Below are 16632 nucleotides of genomic sequence, written 5' to 3'. Positions count from 1 at the left end.
CCCGGGCAGCGGCGTCACTTACTGGTCGTTGTCAAGCAGATGGCAGGTGCTGTTTTCCAGCGGCTGGAAGGCTTCCTCACCGGGGATGGTGGTCAGCAGGCGCAGGAAGTCGTAGTCATACTCCGACTCGTCTGGCGACTTGACCTCCCACAGGTACTGGTCGTGGACCATGCGGCCATTGGGGCGGATATAGCCGCCGCTGGCGAAGAAGTCGTTGATTTCCAGTTCGCGCATCTGCTCGGAGACCGCGTCCGGGTCGTCCGTTCCCGCGGCTTCCACGGCGTTGAGGTAGTGCATGGTGGAAGAGTAGTTGCCGGCGTGAGCCATGTTGGGCATGCGCCCGGTGCGCTCGTAGAAGCGCTCGGAGAACTCGCGGGTCTCGTCGTTGGCGTCCCAGTAGAAGGCATTGGTGAGCATCAGGCCTTGAGCGGTCTCCAGGCCGAGGCTGACGATGTCGTCGTACCACAGCAGCAGGGCCGCCGGGCGCTGGCCGGGCGTAACACCGAACTCGGCCAGCGCGTTGATGGCGTTGATGGCATCGGCGCCGGTCGAGGCGATGCCGATGATCTCGGCGCCCGAGGCCTGGGCCTGCAGGGCGTAGGAGGAGAAGTCGGTGGTATCCAGCGGGTGGCGGGCCGCCCCCACGACTTGACCGCCGGCCTCGCGCACCACCTCCGAGACCTGTTCTTCGAGCCCGATGCCAAAGGCGAAGTCGACGGTCAGGAAGAACCAGGTATCGCCGCCGTCCTCGACGATCGACTTGCCGGTACCGTGGGCCAGCGAGTGGGCGTCGTAGGTGTAGTGGGTCACATAGGGCGAGCAGTAGTCGTTGGTCAGACCGATATTGGAGGACGAGTTGACGATGGCGTGGCGCTGGCGCTCTTCGGCAACCGCCGCTACCGCCAGGGCAACCCCGGAGTTGGAGAGGTCGTTGATCATGTCGACGCCGTCGCTGTCGTACCATTCACGGGCGCGGCTGGCGCCGGTATCGGCGCGGTTGCGGTGGTCACCGTAGATGACGTCGATGGGGACGCCACCGACCTCGCCACCGAAGTCCTCGACGGCCATGCGTACCGCCTCGACCGCGGCTTCGCCGGAGAGGTCGGTGTAGATACCGGACATATCTGTCAGCACGCCGATACGCACTACGTCGTCGGAAAAGCCGTTGCTGGCCATGGCACCGGATGCGGCGCCCATGGCGAGCACCATCGACGACAGGGCGAAGGTTTTAAAAGGGATCTTGGCTGGCATTGTATTCTCCTGTGCTCTGAGAGCTATTGTTGTGTGGCGTTGTTGTTATAGTTGGCGTTAATCAACCGGTTTCTGTTATGTGTTGCTGTTATCAGTAAGGGCCAAAATGAGTGATCCCGCCATGGCGTCAGAGCACGACTACCTATCCGAAACCCACATTGTTGGCGGCGATACTCGGCAGTGGATCGTGCGCGTGGATGACTGCCAGGCGCTGCGCGATCGGCATATCTCCCACGTCGGCGTCGGCGATGCCGCCGTGCCTTACCGGATCGTGCGCACACGACTCAGCGGCGCCTATATTCACGGCTCGCTGGGCGGCGAGGGGCGCATGCTGCTCGACGGCGGCTGGTGCACCATGCGCCGCAACATGATGTCCTTCGCCCCTGCCCATGGCCTGCATGCCTTCCACGCCGTCCCCGGTAGCCGCTGGCAGTACTGCTGGGTGCGCTATCTGCCCAGCGCGCCGCGCTCGGTGGTAGGCACCATTGCGCCGATCATGCAGCATTTCGATCCCGAGCCGATGAAACATGCCATCCTGGGGCTCTACAGTGAGGTATTTCACGGCCAGGGCGATGCTGCCAGCTGCGAGATGTGGGGGGACACCATCGAGCGCTATATCTCGCGCTTCGCCGATCCCTGGCGGCGGGACACGCGCATCGTGGCGGTGTTCGATGCGGTGATACCGACCCTGGAAAAGCACTGGACCATCGAGGAAATGGCCGAGATAGCCCATGTCAGCAGCGAGCATCTGCGGCGCATCAGCCGCAAGGTATTCGGCCGCAGCCCCATGCAGCAGCTGACCCAGCTGCGCATGCAGCACGCCGCCCATCTGCTGGCCACCAGCAGCTTGCCGGTGGAGGAGATCGCGGTACGGGTCGGCTATCAGAGTCCGTTCGCTTTCTCCAAGACCTTCAAGCGCATGAAGGGCGTTTCGCCGTCGCACTTTCGACACCACAGCCAGGAGTGATGGCGGTCACACGCCGAGCTGGGCCAGTAGCGCATCGGCATTCTGCTCGATGCTCTGGCGGTCGTAACTGGCTACCACCTGGCCGTGGTCGACCAGATAGTGGTGGTCGGCCAGCGACATCGCGAAGCGCAGGTTCTGTTCTACCAGCAGGATGGTGTAGCCCTGTTCCTTGAGGTGGCGGATGGTGTTGCCGATCTGCTCGACGATGGCCGGCGCCAGGCCTTCGGTGGGCTCGTCGAGGAGCAGAAAGCGCGCCCCGGTGCGCAGGATGCGGCCAATCGCCAGCATCTGCTGCTCGCCCCCGGAGAGCTTGGAGCCGGGGCTGTGCAGGCGCTCACGCAGGTTGGGAAACAGGTCCAGGATCTGCTCGGTGGTGAGACCGTTGGCATTGATGCGCCGCGGCAACTCGATATTCTCGCGTACGTCGAGGGTGGCATAGATCCCGCGGTCCTCGGGGCAGAAGGCGATCCCCTGCCGGGCGATCTGAAAGGGCGGCTGGGCGATGGTCTCGGCGCCTTGCAGGCGGATATTGCCCTCACGCCGGGGCACGAGGCCCATGATCGACTTCAGGGTGGTGGATTTGCCGGCGCCGTTGCGCCCCAGCAGGGTTACCACCTGACCTTCGGGCACCTCGAGGTCGATGCCGTGGAGCACGTGACTCTCGCCGTACCAGGCGTTGAGGTTACGAATACTGAGCATCGTGGCGGGTTGCGAGTCGCGGGCTGGCTCAGCCATGGGCGGCACCTCCGATATAGGATTCGATGACGCGCGGATCCTTGGACACCGTGGCGTAGTCACCCTCCACCAGTATCTCGCCGCGCGCCAGCACGGTGATGCGGTCGCACAGCTCGGCCACCACCCCGAGATTGTGCTCCACCATCAGCACGGTACGGCCCTCCGCCACTCGTCGGATCAGGGCGGCGATACGGCCTACGTCTTCGGTGCCCATGCCGGCCAGCGGTTCGTCGAGCAGCATCACCTGCGGGTCCAGCGCCAGGGTGGTGGCAAGCTCCAGGGCGCGCTTGCGGCCGTAGGGCAGCTCGGCGGCAGGGGTGTCCACTACATCGCTCAGACCGACGTCGTCGAGCAGCGCTTCGGCGCGCTGACGCTGGTGGTCGAGACGGCGGTGCGACCCCCAGAAATCGTAGGATTCGCCGCGGTGACGCTGCAGCGCCAGCTTGACGTTCTCCAGCACGGTCAGGCGGCCGAACACCGCCGAGATCTGGAACGAGCGCACCAGGCCCAGGCGGGCGATCTGATCGGGCTTGAGGGTGGTGATATCGCGACCCTTGAACAGGATCTGGCCGCTGGTGGGGCGCAGGAACTTGGTGAGCAGATTGAAGCAGGTGGTCTTGCCGGCGCCGTTGGCGCCGATCATGGCGTGAATGGTGCCCGGCAGCACCTGAAAGGAAATGTCGTTGACCGCCCTGAACCCCTTGAAGCTCTTGGTCAGGCCGGTGGTCTCGATGATTGCCTCTGGCATCGCAGGCTCCGCCGCTGTTGTCGTTATAAGGTGCATACTGGCTGCCGAGACGTCTCGCCCGGCTAGTCAGTTATGGGTCATAGACGGCCTTCACGCCATGACCATAGCACACGACAAACTATCCAGAACCCACATCCATATTGTGAGCCGTCTTTCTCTCTATCCTCTAACTAATTGAAAAGTTGATAAGATTTCAGTCTTGCCAAGCTGCCAGCTGGCGCAGATGCGCTTCCTGTGCCTGGCCGGGACTCTGGGGCGCCAGGCGCACTTCGGTACCCGGCAAGCACTGGGCGAGGGCGGCGCAGGCGCTGGGGGTGAGGGCGCCAAGGCGCGGATAGCCGCCGATGGTCTGGCGGTCGTTGAGCAGCACGATAGGCTGGCCGTCGGCGGGCACCTGAACGGCGCCCAGCGGAATGCCCTCGGAGACCATGCCGCGCAGCGAACAGCGCAGTGCAGGTCCGGTGAGCCGCACGCCCATGCGGTCGGCGCGGTTGTCGACCTGCCACGGCAAATTGAAAGCGCGGTAGAGGCTGACGCCGCTGAAGTGGGCGACCTGCGCGCCGGGCACCAGCGACAGGCGGCAGCCTGATTCGGGCATGCGTGTCCCCTGGCCCTTGGTCAGCCGACGCTCAGCGGGTGCCTCGCCGGGCCAGGTCAGGCGATCGTCGGCGATCAGCGGCTGGCCATCGTCGTGTAGGCCACCCAACCGTTCGCGTGCGGTGCAGGCGCGGCTACCCAGCACCTGCGGCGCGTCGAGGCCGCCGGGGAACGCCAGATAGGCACGCAGCCCGGCCAGCGGCTGGCGGAACACCAGCCGCTGGCCGGCGCGCACGCTGAAGCTGGTGCCTGGCGTCAGGGGCACATCGTCGAGGGTCGCGGCGAGGTCGGCGCCGGCCAGGGCCAGGCGCGTGGCGCGCTCCACCTCGAGGGTCAGGCCGCCGCCCATGACGATCTCCAGTGCGGCGCTGTCGAGAGGGTTGCCGAGCAGCCAGTTGGCCCAGCGAAACGAGATCCAGTCGGCGGCGCCGCCCTGGGTCACGCCCAGGTGGCGGATACCGAAACGTCCGGCGTCCTGGACCAGCGCCAGCGGGCCGGTCTGTTTGACGACGATACCGGTCGTGGCCTGGCTCATGGGCGCTCCTCCAGCGGCGTAGTGTCGCCACCGTCGGCTTCGAACTCGGCGCGCGAGATGGCCTTGAAGCGGACCTTGTCGCCGGGAAGCAGCAGCGGTTCGCCGCGGCGGGCATGCTCAAACAGCGGTACTGCGGTGCGGCCGAGAATATTCCAGCCGCCGGGTGAGAGCAGCGGATAGATGGCCGTCTGGCGATCAGCGATACCCACGCTGCCGGCGGCGACCTTGCGCCGCGGCGTTTCCAGCCGCGGGGTGGCCAGGTCCTCGTCAACCAATCCCATGAAGCCGTAGCCGGGCGCAAAGCCCAGCGCGAACACGCAGTAGTCGTGGCTGCAGTGGCGCGCGATCAGGGTCTCGACATCGAGCCCGGCGCGCTGTGCGACCCGCGGCAGTTCAGGACCGACGCTCTCGTCGTACCACACCGGGATCTCGTGCAGCTGTCCGCTCTGGGTATCGGCCGGCTGCAGGCCATCGAGGGCCTGCAGCGTGCGTGCGCGTGCCGCTGCGTGACCCAACCGTTGGCAGTCGTAGTGCACCAGCAGGGTAGTGTAGGAGGGCACCAGATCGATCAGTGCATCGCCAAAGGCGTCGCGCAGGGCGCGGTCGGCGGCCATGATCCAGGCCATGTTGCGCTCGTCGATGGCGTCGAACAATCGCACCATCAAGGCGTCCATGGCGGTGGTGTCGATACGCGGGGTCACGCCTTCTCCAGCGCCTGGAAGGCCTCGCGGATGGCGCGCACTGCCGCCACTGACTCGGGGTTGTCGCCATGTACGCAGAGGGTGTCGCTGGGCAGCTGCAGCACGGTGCCGTCCAGGGCGGTGAGCGGCTCGCCCTTGGCCAGTGCCACGGCCTGGGCAACGATGGTCGCCTGGTCGTGATGCACGGCATTGGGCAAGCGCCGCGAGGCGAGGTGGCCGTTGGCGTCGTAGGCGCGGTCGGCGAAGGTCTCGAACCAGATCGTTACGCCCACTTTCGCGGCCAGCTCGCGGCTTGGCGCGGGGTCGGCGGTGGACATCAGCATCAGCGGCAGCTCGGGGTCGTAGGCATGCACGGCGCGCATCACGCCCTCCAGCAGGGCCGGATCTCCAGCCATGTCGTTATAGAGCGCACCGTGGGGCTTGATGTAGTGCAGATGGGTGCCTTCGGCCTGACAGATGCCGGCCAGTGCGCCGACCTGGTAGAGCACCAGGTCTTCCACTTCGGCAGGCGTACAGGCCATGGAGCGGCGGCCGAAGCCCATCAGGTCGGGGTAGCCGGGATGGGCGCCGATCCTGACGCCATGCTTGGCGGCCAGCGCTACGGTACGGCGCATCACATGGGGGTCGGAAGCGTGGAACCCACAGGCAATGTTGGAGCAGTCGACGTAGGGCATGACATCGGCGTCCATGCCCAGGCGCCAGTTGCCGAAGCTCTCGCCCATGTCGCAGTTGAGCAGGGGAATGGCCATGAGGACTCCTATTATTATTGAAGAGGGATGTTTCTTGCGGCGCGAGTTCCAATATATTTACTCGCCCTGTTGAGTGCCAATCGTTTTTGGCGATATTGAATATCGGTATCTCCTATCATGTTGTTATTGAGTGGAAAAATGGTTGACGTTGCAATGCAATAGGCTTATCAATTTACTGGCGTGAGTGTTCACAAGACCAACAACAAGCGCGAGCGATGAGGTGTCAGTCAAGTATCCTCTTGTTTAGCGCTAGCCATGGAGTGACAGATGAATTCAGTAGGCTCTCCCTCTCCAAATTCATACCCGAAGGCCTGAGACGAGCCTGCGATTATGCTCGACTTCAAGGAACTCGAGGCTTTCGTCTGGGCGGTCAGACTAGGCTCCTTTCGCAAGGCGGCCTCACGGCTGCACCTGACTCAGCCCTCCGTCTCGGAACGTATTTCACGCCTTGAGAGCACGGTGGGCGAGTTGCTGCTGGAGCGCTCGATGCGCCCCATTCAGCCTACCATGCGCGGTCGCGAGTTCTTTCTGCATGCCGAGCACATGCTCGAGCAGCGCGACGAGGCAATGAAGCTGTTCGATAGCGAAGAGGCGTTCTCCGCGCCGCTGCGATTGGGCACCATCGAGACCATCGCCCACAGCTGGTTTCCCGACTTCATGCGTCAACTCACTGAGCGCTATCCACGCTTGACCATCGAATTGACGGTGGATTATTCACCGGCGGTCAATCAGCGCCTGATCAACAATGAGCTGGATATTCTATTGGCGATGAACGGCTATCTGGCGGCCGATCAGATCGACCAGATGCCACTCAACCCCTATGAAATGGGTATGTTCGTATCGCCGCAGCATGCCGAACGGCTCGGCAGCAATCCCGAGGATTGGATGACTTGCCTGCCGTTCATTTCGTTCGGAAAGCGGGCTAGACCCTACGAGGAACTGGTCGATTACCTCGCCGACCGCGGTCTTGCTCAGCCACGCATTCACAGCGTCAATACGCTGATGACCATCGCCCGAATGACCATGGAAGGTCTGGGCATCGGCGCCCTGCCGGTGTCCACGGTGCTCGACGAATGGCGCCGCGGCGCGCTGTATCGCCTGGCGCTGCCGGTCCCGCTGCCGGCCATGCACTACGATGTGATCTGGCGCACGGCCAATCATCCGCGCTTCTGTCGCGGCGTCGGGCAGCTGGCTCAGCAGTGCGCTGAGGCCTACGCCGAGGGTCGTCGCAAGGACATGGCGGATCCCGCCTTCGCGGTACGCTGGGTGCATCCCGCTCCGGCGTCCAACACTCACCCCGTACGACCATCAACATGAACAAGAGGTCTTTCATCATGCGTAAGACAATCGCTACCCCGCTACTGCTGGTTACCGCCTGCAGCCTGGCCGCTGCAGCCACCGCCCAGGCCGCCGAGTGGACCATGGCCACGCCCTACGGTGATGCCAGCTTCCATACCCAGAATACCAAGCAGTTTGCCGAGGACGTGGCCGAGGCCACCGATGGCGAGTTGACTATCAACGTGCACAGCGGTGGCTCGCTGGTCGCCCACGGCGAGATCAAACCGTCGGTGCGCCGCGGCACCATCGAGGCCGGCGAAGTCTTTATGTCGGTGCTTTCCAACGATGACCCGATCTTCGAGATCGACACCCTGCCGGGGGTGGCCGGCAGCTATGACGAGGCCTTTGCGCTGTGGGAGGCCACCAAGCCGCTGATCACCGAGCTGTTCGCAGAAGAAGGCATCATGCCGCTCTACGCCGTGTCCTGGCCTGCCCAGGGCATCTACACCGCCGACGAGCTGACCGACCCTGAGCAGTTCGAGGGCTTGCGCGTGCGAGCGCCCAACATCAACACCCAGCGCTTCGTACAGAACCTTGGCGGCAATCCCACTGAGACCGAGGAGTCGGACATCCCCACCGCCTTCAGCACCGGTCGCGTGGACGCCATGATCACCTCGGTCTCCACCGGCAACTCGATGACCGCTTGGGACTACGTCGACCACTACACCGACGCCAACCTGTGGCTGCCCAAGAACATCATCTTCATCAACCAGCGCGCCTTCGATCGTCTCGATGAGGCGACCCAGGAAGCCGTACTCGAGGCCGCGGCACGTGCCGAGGAGCGCGGCTGGCAGATGAGCCGTGAGGATGGCGATAACAGCGCCGTGGTGCTCGAGGAGAACGGCATCACCATCTCCGAGCCCAATGAGGCGGTGGCGGCGGCACTGCAGGCGGCCGGTGACCAGCTGTTCGAGGACTGGCTGGAGCGCGCCAGCGACGAGGCCCGGCAGGTACTCGAGGAGTATCGCGCCGGGCTCGACAACTAAGCCTTAGCCAGTCTGCCTGCCGGGGCGGCGGCGCAGCCGTCGCCCCGCTCGCCAATGACGTCTGCGAGACCGCAATCATGACCTTCAAATTCGACAAGCTCTACCGCCTCGGGGCCTGGGGCGCGGCGGCGTGCATGGTGACGATCTGCACCCTTGTCGCGCTGCAGGTCACCTTCCGGGTGGTCGACGCGCTGCTGGTGCTGGTTGGCCTGAGCCGACTGGGGTTGAGCATCACCGGGGTCTCCGAGATCGCCGCCTACCTGCTGGTCGGAGCCACCTTTCTCGGTCTGGCCTACACCTTCGTGCATCACGCGCATATTCGCGTGACCCTGCTGATCTCGCGCCTGCCCTCGGCCATCCGGGTGTGGTTCGAAGTGTTCGGCTTGATCGTGGCGCTGGCGATCAGCCTGCTGCTCGGTTACGGCCTGATCGAACTGGCCCGCGAGAGCCTGCAGTTCAATGATGTCTCATCGGGCTTCCTGTCGATCCCGCTGTGGATTCCCCAGACGGTCCTCGCCACCAGCGTGGGGCTGCTTTGCCTGGCCCTCGCCGAGGCTCTGGTCATGGCGCTGCGCATCGCCGCCCGCGACCCCGCGAGCTTCCGCGACGCCACCGCCACCGATGACAGCGAAGTGCGCTGAGCTCATGCCCTCTATTCTGGAGACACTCTCGTGTTGATACTGAGTCTGGCTACCATTTTCACCCTGGCGGTGCTGCTCGGCAGCGGGGTGTGGATCGCCTTCGCGCTGATCGGTACCGCCTGGGTCGCGCTGGAATTCTTCAGCCCCTTCTCGCCGGGGCCGATCCTTGCCTCGGATTTCTGGGGGGCGAGCTACGGCTGGGATCTCACCGCCTTGCCGATGTTTATCTGGATGGGCGAGATCCTGTTTCGCTCCGGGCTCGCCGACAACATGTTTCGCGGCCTGTCACCGTGGCTCAACCGCATGCCGGGCCGGCTGCTGCATACCAACATCATCGGCAGCGGCATGTTCGCCGCGGTATGCGGTTCGTCGGCGGCGACCTGCGCCACGGTAGGCAAGATGACGCTGCCGGAGCTGGAGCGTCGCGGCTACGACAGCAACATGGCCATCGGCACCCTGGCCAGCGCCTCGACTCTGGGGCTGCTGATTCCGCCGTCGATCGTGCTGATCGTCTACGGCGTGGTCACCGAGCAGTCGATCTCGCGGCTGTTCATGGCCGGTATCGGCCCGGGGCTGATGATCCTGGCGCTGTTCATGTCCTATCTGGTGCTCTGGGCGCTGCTCAAGGGCAAGCGTGCGGGGCTCACCGGCCACGACGAGTCATCGATGAGCTTCGCCGAAAAGCTGCGCAACACCTGGGCGCTGGTGCCGATTCTGCTGCTGATCGGCGGCATTATCGTGTCGATCTACGGCGGGCTGGCTTCACCTACCGAGGCGGCGGCGGTCGGCGTGGTGCTGTCCATCGTCATCGCACGCCTGACCGGCAGTTTCGGCATGGCCACCCTCAAGGACTCGCTGTTTGCGGCGGTGCGCACGGCTTGCATGATCGCCTTCATCATCGCCGGGGCCTCCTTCCTGACCTCGGCGATGGGCTTTACCCAGGTGCCGATGCAGCTGGCCCGTACCATTGGTGAGATGGGCTTGTCGCCGACCATGCTGCTGGTCATGTTGACCTTGCTGCTGCTGGTGATGGGCTGTTTCCTCGACGGCATCTCGCTGATTCTGCTGGTAACGGCCATTCTGATGCCGCTGGTCAGCGCCGCCGGCTTCGACCTGATCTGGTTCGGTATCTATCTGGTGGTGGTGGTGGAGATGTCGCAGATCACCCCACCGGTCGGCTTCAATCTGTTCGTGATCCAGGGACTGACCGGCAAGGACATCCTCACCATCACCAAGGCAACGCTGCCGTTCTTCCTGTTGATGATGCTATCCATCGCCCTGATGCATCTGTTTCCGGAGATTGCGCTCTATCTGCCCCAGGCGATGAATCGCTAGTCAAAGAAATCCTCTGGCTGCTGGCTGGTGCGACGGCACTGGTCGGCGGCCAGCGGCAGGGCCTGGTCGGCGCCGTACAAGCTGAACTCCATGTACCAGTAGTTCTCCTCCTCCCCCTCGAAGCGCAGCCGCATCACCTCGCCGCGGCGCATCTCACGCAGTAGCTCGGCCTGATCCTCGACGTAGAAGCGCGCGTAGAAGCCGTCATCACCGGCGCGAGTCGCAAACTCTGCGGCGGCGTTATGGGTTTGCAGGCGGTCGATGCGGATCTCGGTCGGCGCCAGATTGACGACCTCCGTCTCCTGCTGGGTCTCCTCCAGCGTCACGCGCATCTGCAGGTCCGGCAGGTCGCAGACCCCTGCCCGGTAGTTCACCGCCAGATAGGCATCACTGTAGTCGCTGGCATTGAGCGCGCGGTAGATGCGCTGGTCGCCATCGCCGAGGGTGGCCACGGCCCAGGCGTCGATCACCTGCAGGCGCTCATCGACGAGGTCGGCATTGGCGGTGCCGCTGAAAGCGAGCAGAGACAGCAGAGCGGCTGCCGAGAGAGAAGGAGCGAAGCGGGGCATGGCGGGTTCCTGAAAGTCATGGCCGGGAGCAGCGAGCAGACTATCAGAATCGTCAGTGATCAGCCCAGCAGAGGGTTGGAGAAGCGCTGTCAGTAAAATTTTGTACAGAGCTCAATTAAAATTGTACAGAATGAAGTTAGTCGTATAACTTTGTTCGGGCGTCGACACCCCGAGCGCTAACAACAACGACACCAGATCCCGATAACACCGCATAAGGAATACCGCCATGCAGGGCCGCCTCTCACTCCTGAAAGGACGCAGTATCAAGACGCGTCTACTCGCCTGTTTCGCTGTCATCATCGTGCTGATGATTGCCCTGACCGCGGTTGGCGTCGGGCAGGTAAACAGCATCGACACCAGCCTGACCCTGATCAACGACGTCAACGGCGAGAAGCAGCGCCACGCCATCGACTTCCGCGGCAGCGTCCACGACCGCGCTATCTCCCTGCGCGATGTCACTCTGGTCGACAGCAACGCCGCGTTGGACACCGCGCTGGGTGAGATCGCCAGCCTGGAGGCGGATTACCAGCAGGCCGCTGCCGGTATGGCCAGCATGTTTGCCAGCCGCGATGACATCACCGCCGAAGAGCGCGCCGCTCTGGCTGATATCGAGGCGGTAGAAGCACGCACCATGCCGCTGGTCGAGGCGGTCGTCGAGCGTCGTCTCGATGGCGATGTCGCCGGTGCACGCGAGCTGCTGCTCGAGCAGGCCAGCCCGGCCTTCAGCGACTGGCTCGCCAGCATCAATACCTTTATCGACCTGCAGGAGAGCATGAACGCCGCCGAGGCGAGCGAGGCCCGCGCGCTGGCCGGTGGTTTCCAGATCCTGATGCTGGTGCTGTGCGGTGGGGCGGTGATCGTTGCGCTGCTGCTGGCCGCTGGCCTGACGCGTCAGCTGCTGCGTGAGCTGGGTGCCGAGCCCCATGAAGTACGCGCCTTCGCCGAGGCGGTGGGGCGTGGCGAACTGGTCAATACCCGTCAGCTGCGTAAGCATGACACGCGCAGCATCATGGCCAGTCTGGTGGTGATGTCCCAACAGCTGCAGAGCACCGTCTTCAACGTGCGGCAGGCGGCGGAAGAGGTGGCCAGCAACAGCGAACAGATCGCTGAAGGTAACAATGAACTGGCCTCGCGTACCGAGCAGCAGGCCAGCGCGCTGACCGAAACGGCCACCGCCATGGAGCAGCTCAGCAGCAGCGTTAAGCTCAATGCCGATAACGCCCGCCAAGCCGATACGTTGGCTGACGAAGCCAACCGTGTGGCCGGTGAGGGCGGCGAGTCGGTGCAGCAGCTGGTTGCGACCATGCAGGATATTCGCGAGCGCTCTCAGGAGGTGTCTGAGATTATCAGCATGATCGACGGGATCGCCTTCCAGACCAACATCCTGGCGCTGAACGCCTCGGTGGAAGCGGCGCGGGCCGGCGAGCACGGCCGAGGTTTTGCCGTGGTGGCCAGTGAAGTGCGCAATCTGGCACAGCGCAGTGCCGACTCCGCCAAACAGATCGAGGCGCTGATTTCGGCCAACGTCGAGCGCATCGAGCAGGGCGCCGAACTGGCCGGCGACGCTGGTCGCAGTACCCAGGAGATCATTGCCGCGATCGATAAGGTGACCCAGTACGTCAGCGAGATCAGCCATGCCACCGCCGAGCAGAGCGTCGGCGTGACCCAGGCGGGTCAGGCGGTTTCCGAGATGGACCATGTGACGCAGCAGAACGCCGGTCTGGTGGAGGAGAGCGCCAGTGCTGCCGATAATCTGCGCCGGCAGGCGCGGCGACTGGTCGACTCGGTGGCGGTATTCACCCTGGAGGCGTCGAGCGATCGGCAGTCCGGTGCCCGCGTGGCAGCTGGCGAGCACAGTTCGCCGCTGGCCGCGGCACCACGCAGCACCGTACCGGGACAGCCGATGCTGGCCGCACGCATGCGCTAAGCGGGTCTACATTGCTTGGAAAAGACGTCACGGGAGCCTTTCGGGGGCTCCCGTTGTCGTTATAACGTGTACCTCAAGGAGAACCTCAGATGCCCTATTACCTGCGAGCCCTGACGGTCATGACCCTGCTGGTGCTGCTGGCGGGCTGCGCCGCCTCGGCGCCCCATGAGCAGCGTGCCATCAGCCTGCAGGACGGCGACGAGATCGAGATCGTCTCGGCAGGCGCGCGCTACATTACCTTTACCCTGGAGAACCCCGCCACGGTCGTGTTGGAGAGTCATACCCACCCCGGCCAGCAGACCCAGGTGATTCCCAATGCCCGACTGTTGGACGCCGAGGGCCAGCAAGTGGCTCGCGACTGGGACGGCGGGCGCGGGCATAACTTTCGCCTCGAGCAGCAGCTCGAGCCGGGGGTGTGGTTCCTGCACGTGATGAACCCCTTCGCCTGCAATGGCGAACGTCGCTGCAGCGATCTCGACTATCGCTACCGCATCAGCCTGGATGTCATCCCCGACTGAGCTATCGCCACCGATAGGTGGCGAGGGCTTGATATGTGTTATGATATAACATATTTTGTTTGGCATTTCCTGTGACGCTCTAGGAGACGCGCCATGTCCACGCCTGCCACATCCCACCGCCTGCCGGTGACGGTCCTGTCAGGATTTCTCGGCGCTGGCAAGACCACGCTGCTCAATCACATCCTGACCAATCGCGATCAACGCCGTGTAGCGGTGATCGTCAATGACATGAGCGAGGTCAATATCGATGCGGCCTCGGTGCGCGGCGCCGCCGCCGACAATGCCCAGGGTGAGATCGCCCTCAATCGCGTCGACGAGTCGCTGGTCGAGATGAGCAATGGCTGCATCTGCTGCACGCTGCGCGAGGACCTGCTGATCGAGGTGGCGCGGCTGGCCCGCGAAGGCCACTTCGATGCGCTGGTGATCGAGTCCACCGGCATCTCCGAGCCGCTGCCGGTGGCCGAGACCTTCACCTTCGAGGATGCGCAGGGCCAGAGCCTGTCGCAGCTGGCGCGACTCGACACCCTGGTCACGGTGGTCGACGGTGCCAACTTCCTGCACCAATACTATGAAGCCCAGTCGCTGGCCGAGGCCGGTGAGAGCCTGGGCGACGAGGACGAACGCAATGTCGCCGATCTGCTGGTCGATCAGATCGAGTTCTGCGATGTGTTGCTGATCAGCAAGACCGATCTGATCGACGCGTCCCAGTTGGAAGAGCTTAAGGCGGTGCTGCGTTCGCTCAACCCCGAGGCCGAGCTGATCGCCATGTCCCACGGCCAGGTGCCGCTGGAGCAGGTACTCGACACCGGGCGTTTCAGCTTCGAGCGCGCCCAGCAGTCGCCCGGCTGGCTCAAGGAGATGCGCGGCGAACATGTGCCCGAGACCGAGGAGTATGGCATTTCCAGCTTTGCCTACCACGCGCGTCGGCCGTTTCACCCGCAGAAGTTCCACGACTTGCTGCATGGCGACTGGTTCGGCGGCAAGTTGCTACGCTCCAAGGGCTTCTTCTGGCTGGCCACGCGCCCCCAGTTCGCTGGCCAGTGGAGTCAGGCCGGCGGTATCGCTCATCACGGCTATGCCGGGATGTTCTGGAAGGCGGTGCCGGAGTCACGCTGGCCGGAAGACCCGGAGTACCGCGGCTACATCATGGAGAAGTGGCAGGAACCGTTCGGCGATATGCGCCAGGAGCTGGTGTTCATTGGTCAGAATCTGGACAAGCAGCGCCTGCGCGAGGCGCTGGATGCCTGCTTGCTGAGTGACGATGAGCTGGCCGCGGGGCTCGAGGCGTGGCGGCGCCTGCCCGATCCCTTCCCGGCCTGGGACGAGCAGCCAGCAGTGGCGTAGGCCCGGAGTTTGGTCAGGTAATTAAAGGGGAAAATGTCATTATTTCCCGTCTTTGTACGGGATAAAACACTGCTTTAATAACTGACCGGCATGCCTGCATTGTTTCTTTGGCGGCCAGCGAGGTCCTTGTCACAAGGCCTGCAGCCTAGCGGAGCAGGTAATGTCATTGGCCAAATACCGGTGATGCTACTGGACAGATGGCGGAGATAGGGCATAAATTCCTGTATGGAGCCGCCTGGCACAGGTAGCAGGGATAGTCAGCGACGTAGATAGGGCTCATTGTGAAAACAACTCTCGTGACCATAACCACAATAATCGGTCGCCGTAGTCTCTGGGGAATGGCTACCCTGGCGCTTGGCATGCTGCTAGTGGTCTCCTCGGCCCAGGCCAACCCCCGCTATGCAGCGATCGTGGTCGACAGCCAGAACGGTGAGGTGCTGCACTCGGCAAACGCCGATGCTACCCGCTATCCGGCTTCGCTAACCAAGATGATGACCCTCTACCTCGCCTTTGAAGCAGTGGAAGAGGGACGCTTGAGCCTCGACCAGCCGCTGCCGGTCTCCTCCTATGCGGCGTCGATGCAGCCTTCCAAGCTCGGCGTCAAAGCCGGCGACAGCATCACGCTGCGCGATGCCATCCCTGCCTTGATCATCCGCTCGGCCAATGATGTCGCCGTGGTAGTGGCCGAGGCCCTGGGAGGCACCGAGAGCCAGTTCGGCGACATGATGACCGCCAAGGCGCGCAGCCTTGGCATGCACAATACCTACTTCCGTAATGCCTCGGGCCTGCCCGATTCGCTGCAGACCTCCACCGCCCGCGATCTGGCCACCCTGTCGGTGCGGCTGATGAACGACTTTCCCGGCTACTACCACTATTTTGCCAATGCCAGCTTCACCTACCGCGGCCAGACCATCAACGGTCATAATCGCCTGCTGCGCAACTACCCCGGTGCTGATGGCCTCAAGACCGGCTTTATTCGCGCCTCGGGGTTCAATGTTGCTACCTCGGCGGTGCGCGACGGCCGGCGTATCGTCGCCGTGGTGATGGGCGGCTTCACCGCCCAGTCCCGCGACGACCACATGATGACCCTGCTCGATCGCGGCTTCATGCGTGCCGCGCTAAATGATCAGAACGGCTGGGTCGCGGAGACCAATATCGCGCAGCCGATGGAGACCCTGGTCGCCTCGGTGCAGGGTGCATCGAGCGACCTTCCCAGCCAGCCGCCGACCACGGCGCTGGCCGACCTGCAGACCCAATCGGAGGCGGCCAGCGAGCCGCTGCGGCTGATCACTGCCCTGGACGCCCGGCCGCGTACCAGCGAGGCCAGTGCGGCCGCCGATGCGCTGGCGGATACCGCGCCAGCGTCTGTCTATCGCGACGACGACGACCCGATCCTGGCCGTGCTGAGTGCCTCCGGCATCGCCTCCGAGGGCAGCATCGAACAGGGCAGCTGGGCCATACAGGTTGGTGCCTACCAGGACTTCGACAAGGCGCGCGCCTCGGCGTCGCGTGCCGCCGACTATCTCTCCGCCGATCAGGCGCTGTCGCGGGTGGCGGTCACCGAAGTGGAGTCCAGCGACCGCACGTTCTTCCGCGCCCGCCTGGTCGACTTGCAGGAGAACCAGGCCCGCGAGACCTGCCACCGCCTGGCTCAGAGCGGCATGGACTGTCAGGTAGTGACGCCCTGAGCC

Annotated in this window: 16 protein-coding genes; 9 read left to right on the top strand and 7 right to left on the bottom strand. The window is 63.9% G+C overall.

All coding sequences use genetic code 11. The features are described 5' to 3' along the window. Positions 1–18: 18 nt before the first annotated feature. Positions 19–1251, bottom strand: a complete 1233-nt coding sequence (locus BLT16_RS07355) for an ABC transporter substrate-binding protein (RefSeq protein ID WP_089657894.1) — start codon at positions 1249–1251, stop codon at positions 19–21. A gap of 121 nt (positions 1252–1372) precedes the next feature. On the opposite strand from BLT16_RS07355, the gene BLT16_RS07350 reads away from it, so the two are divergent. Further along, on the top strand, positions 1373–2218 hold the full coding sequence (locus BLT16_RS07350; protein ID WP_245701524.1) for a helix-turn-helix transcriptional regulator: 846 nt from the start codon (positions 1373–1375) through the stop codon (positions 2216–2218). Positions 2219–2224: 6 nt separating this feature from the next. On the opposite strand, the gene BLT16_RS07345 is transcribed toward BLT16_RS07350, so the two are convergent. The 5 genes from BLT16_RS07345 to BLT16_RS07325 all read right to left on the bottom strand — a co-directional run bounded on the left by BLT16_RS07345 (position 2225) and on the right by BLT16_RS07325 (position 6283). Next, a complete protein-coding gene (locus tag BLT16_RS07345) occupies positions 2225–2953 on the bottom strand; it encodes an ABC transporter ATP-binding protein (protein ID WP_089657892.1) in 729 nt (242 codons plus the stop codon). Continuing rightward, on the bottom strand, positions 2946–3701 hold the full coding sequence (locus BLT16_RS07340) for an ABC transporter ATP-binding protein (protein WP_089657891.1): 756 nt from the start codon (positions 3699–3701) through the stop codon (positions 2946–2948). Before BLT16_RS07340 ends, BLT16_RS07345 begins: the two co-directional genes overlap by 8 nt. Positions 3702–3894: 193 nt before the next feature. Next, the gene (locus BLT16_RS07335; RefSeq protein WP_089657890.1) at positions 3895–4833 is read right to left on the bottom strand and encodes a 5-oxoprolinase subunit C family protein; all 939 of its coding nucleotides are present in this window, start codon (positions 4831–4833) and stop codon (positions 3895–3897) included. Then, positions 4830–5534, bottom strand: coding sequence for a 5-oxoprolinase subunit B family protein (locus BLT16_RS07330; protein WP_089657889.1), 705 nt, complete (start codon positions 5532–5534; stop codon positions 4830–4832). The genes BLT16_RS07335 and BLT16_RS07330 overlap by 4 nt, the downstream gene beginning before the upstream one ends. After that, complete coding sequence (locus tag BLT16_RS07325) at positions 5531–6283, bottom strand: 5-oxoprolinase subunit PxpA (RefSeq protein WP_089657888.1); 753 nt, start codon at positions 6281–6283, stop codon at positions 5531–5533. Before BLT16_RS07325 ends, BLT16_RS07330 begins: the two co-directional genes overlap by 4 nt. A 330-nt stretch (positions 6284–6613) precedes the next feature. Here BLT16_RS07325 and BLT16_RS07320 point away from each other — a divergent pair, with 330 nt between their 5' ends. The 4 genes from BLT16_RS07320 (at position 6614) to BLT16_RS07305 (ending at position 10583) form a co-directional block, all read left to right on the top strand. After that, positions 6614–7600: a LysR family transcriptional regulator gene (locus BLT16_RS07320; protein WP_089657887.1), complete on the top strand. Its 987-nt coding sequence runs from the start codon at positions 6614–6616 to the stop codon at positions 7598–7600. A gap of 17 nt (positions 7601–7617) precedes the next feature. Continuing rightward, positions 7618–8607 carry a TRAP transporter substrate-binding protein gene (locus BLT16_RS07315; RefSeq protein WP_089657886.1) on the top strand — a complete coding sequence of 330 codons (990 nt, stop codon included), beginning with the start codon at positions 7618–7620 and terminating at the stop codon, positions 8605–8607. Between the two features lie 77 nt (positions 8608–8684). Then, positions 8685–9248, top strand: a complete 564-nt coding sequence (locus tag BLT16_RS07310; RefSeq protein WP_089657885.1) for a TRAP transporter small permease — start codon at positions 8685–8687, stop codon at positions 9246–9248. Between the two features lie 30 nt (positions 9249–9278). Then, positions 9279–10583: a TRAP transporter large permease gene (locus BLT16_RS07305; RefSeq protein ID WP_089657884.1), complete on the top strand. Its 1305-nt coding sequence runs from the start codon at positions 9279–9281 to the stop codon at positions 10581–10583. Here BLT16_RS07305 and BLT16_RS07300 read toward each other — a convergent pair. Beyond that, positions 10580–11152, bottom strand: coding sequence for a hypothetical protein (locus tag BLT16_RS07300; RefSeq protein WP_089657883.1), 573 nt, complete (start codon positions 11150–11152; stop codon positions 10580–10582). The two genes, BLT16_RS07305 and BLT16_RS07300, sit on opposite strands and share 4 nt — an antisense overlap. A 226-nt stretch (positions 11153–11378) precedes the next feature. Between BLT16_RS07300 and BLT16_RS07295 the strand changes: the two genes are divergently transcribed. The 4 genes from BLT16_RS07295 to BLT16_RS07280 all read left to right on the top strand — a co-directional run bounded on the left by BLT16_RS07295 (position 11379) and on the right by BLT16_RS07280 (position 16629). Beyond that, a complete protein-coding gene (locus BLT16_RS07295) occupies positions 11379–13079 on the top strand; it encodes a methyl-accepting chemotaxis protein (RefSeq protein ID WP_089657882.1) in 1701 nt (566 codons plus the stop codon). An 89-nt stretch (positions 13080–13168) separates the two neighbouring features. Further along, a complete protein-coding gene (locus BLT16_RS07290; RefSeq protein ID WP_089657881.1) occupies positions 13169–13597 on the top strand; it encodes a hypothetical protein in 429 nt (142 codons plus the stop codon). 93 nt (positions 13598–13690) lie between these two features. After that, entirely contained in the window at positions 13691–14941 is a 1251-nt protein-coding gene (zigA, locus tag BLT16_RS07285; RefSeq protein ID WP_089657880.1) for a zinc metallochaperone GTPase ZigA, read from the top strand. Between the two features lie 359 nt (positions 14942–15300). Beyond that, positions 15301–16629, top strand: a complete 1329-nt coding sequence (locus BLT16_RS07280; protein ID WP_245701523.1) for a D-alanyl-D-alanine carboxypeptidase family protein — start codon at positions 15301–15303, stop codon at positions 16627–16629. Positions 16630–16632: the final 3 nt, after the last annotated feature.

The organism is Franzmannia pantelleriensis (assembly GCF_900102875.1).
Lineage (GTDB): Bacteria > Pseudomonadota > Gammaproteobacteria > Pseudomonadales > Halomonadaceae > Franzmannia > Franzmannia pantelleriensis.
Note: the sequence above shows the minus strand (reverse complement) of the source record. Positions and strands in the feature narration are given on the sequence as shown.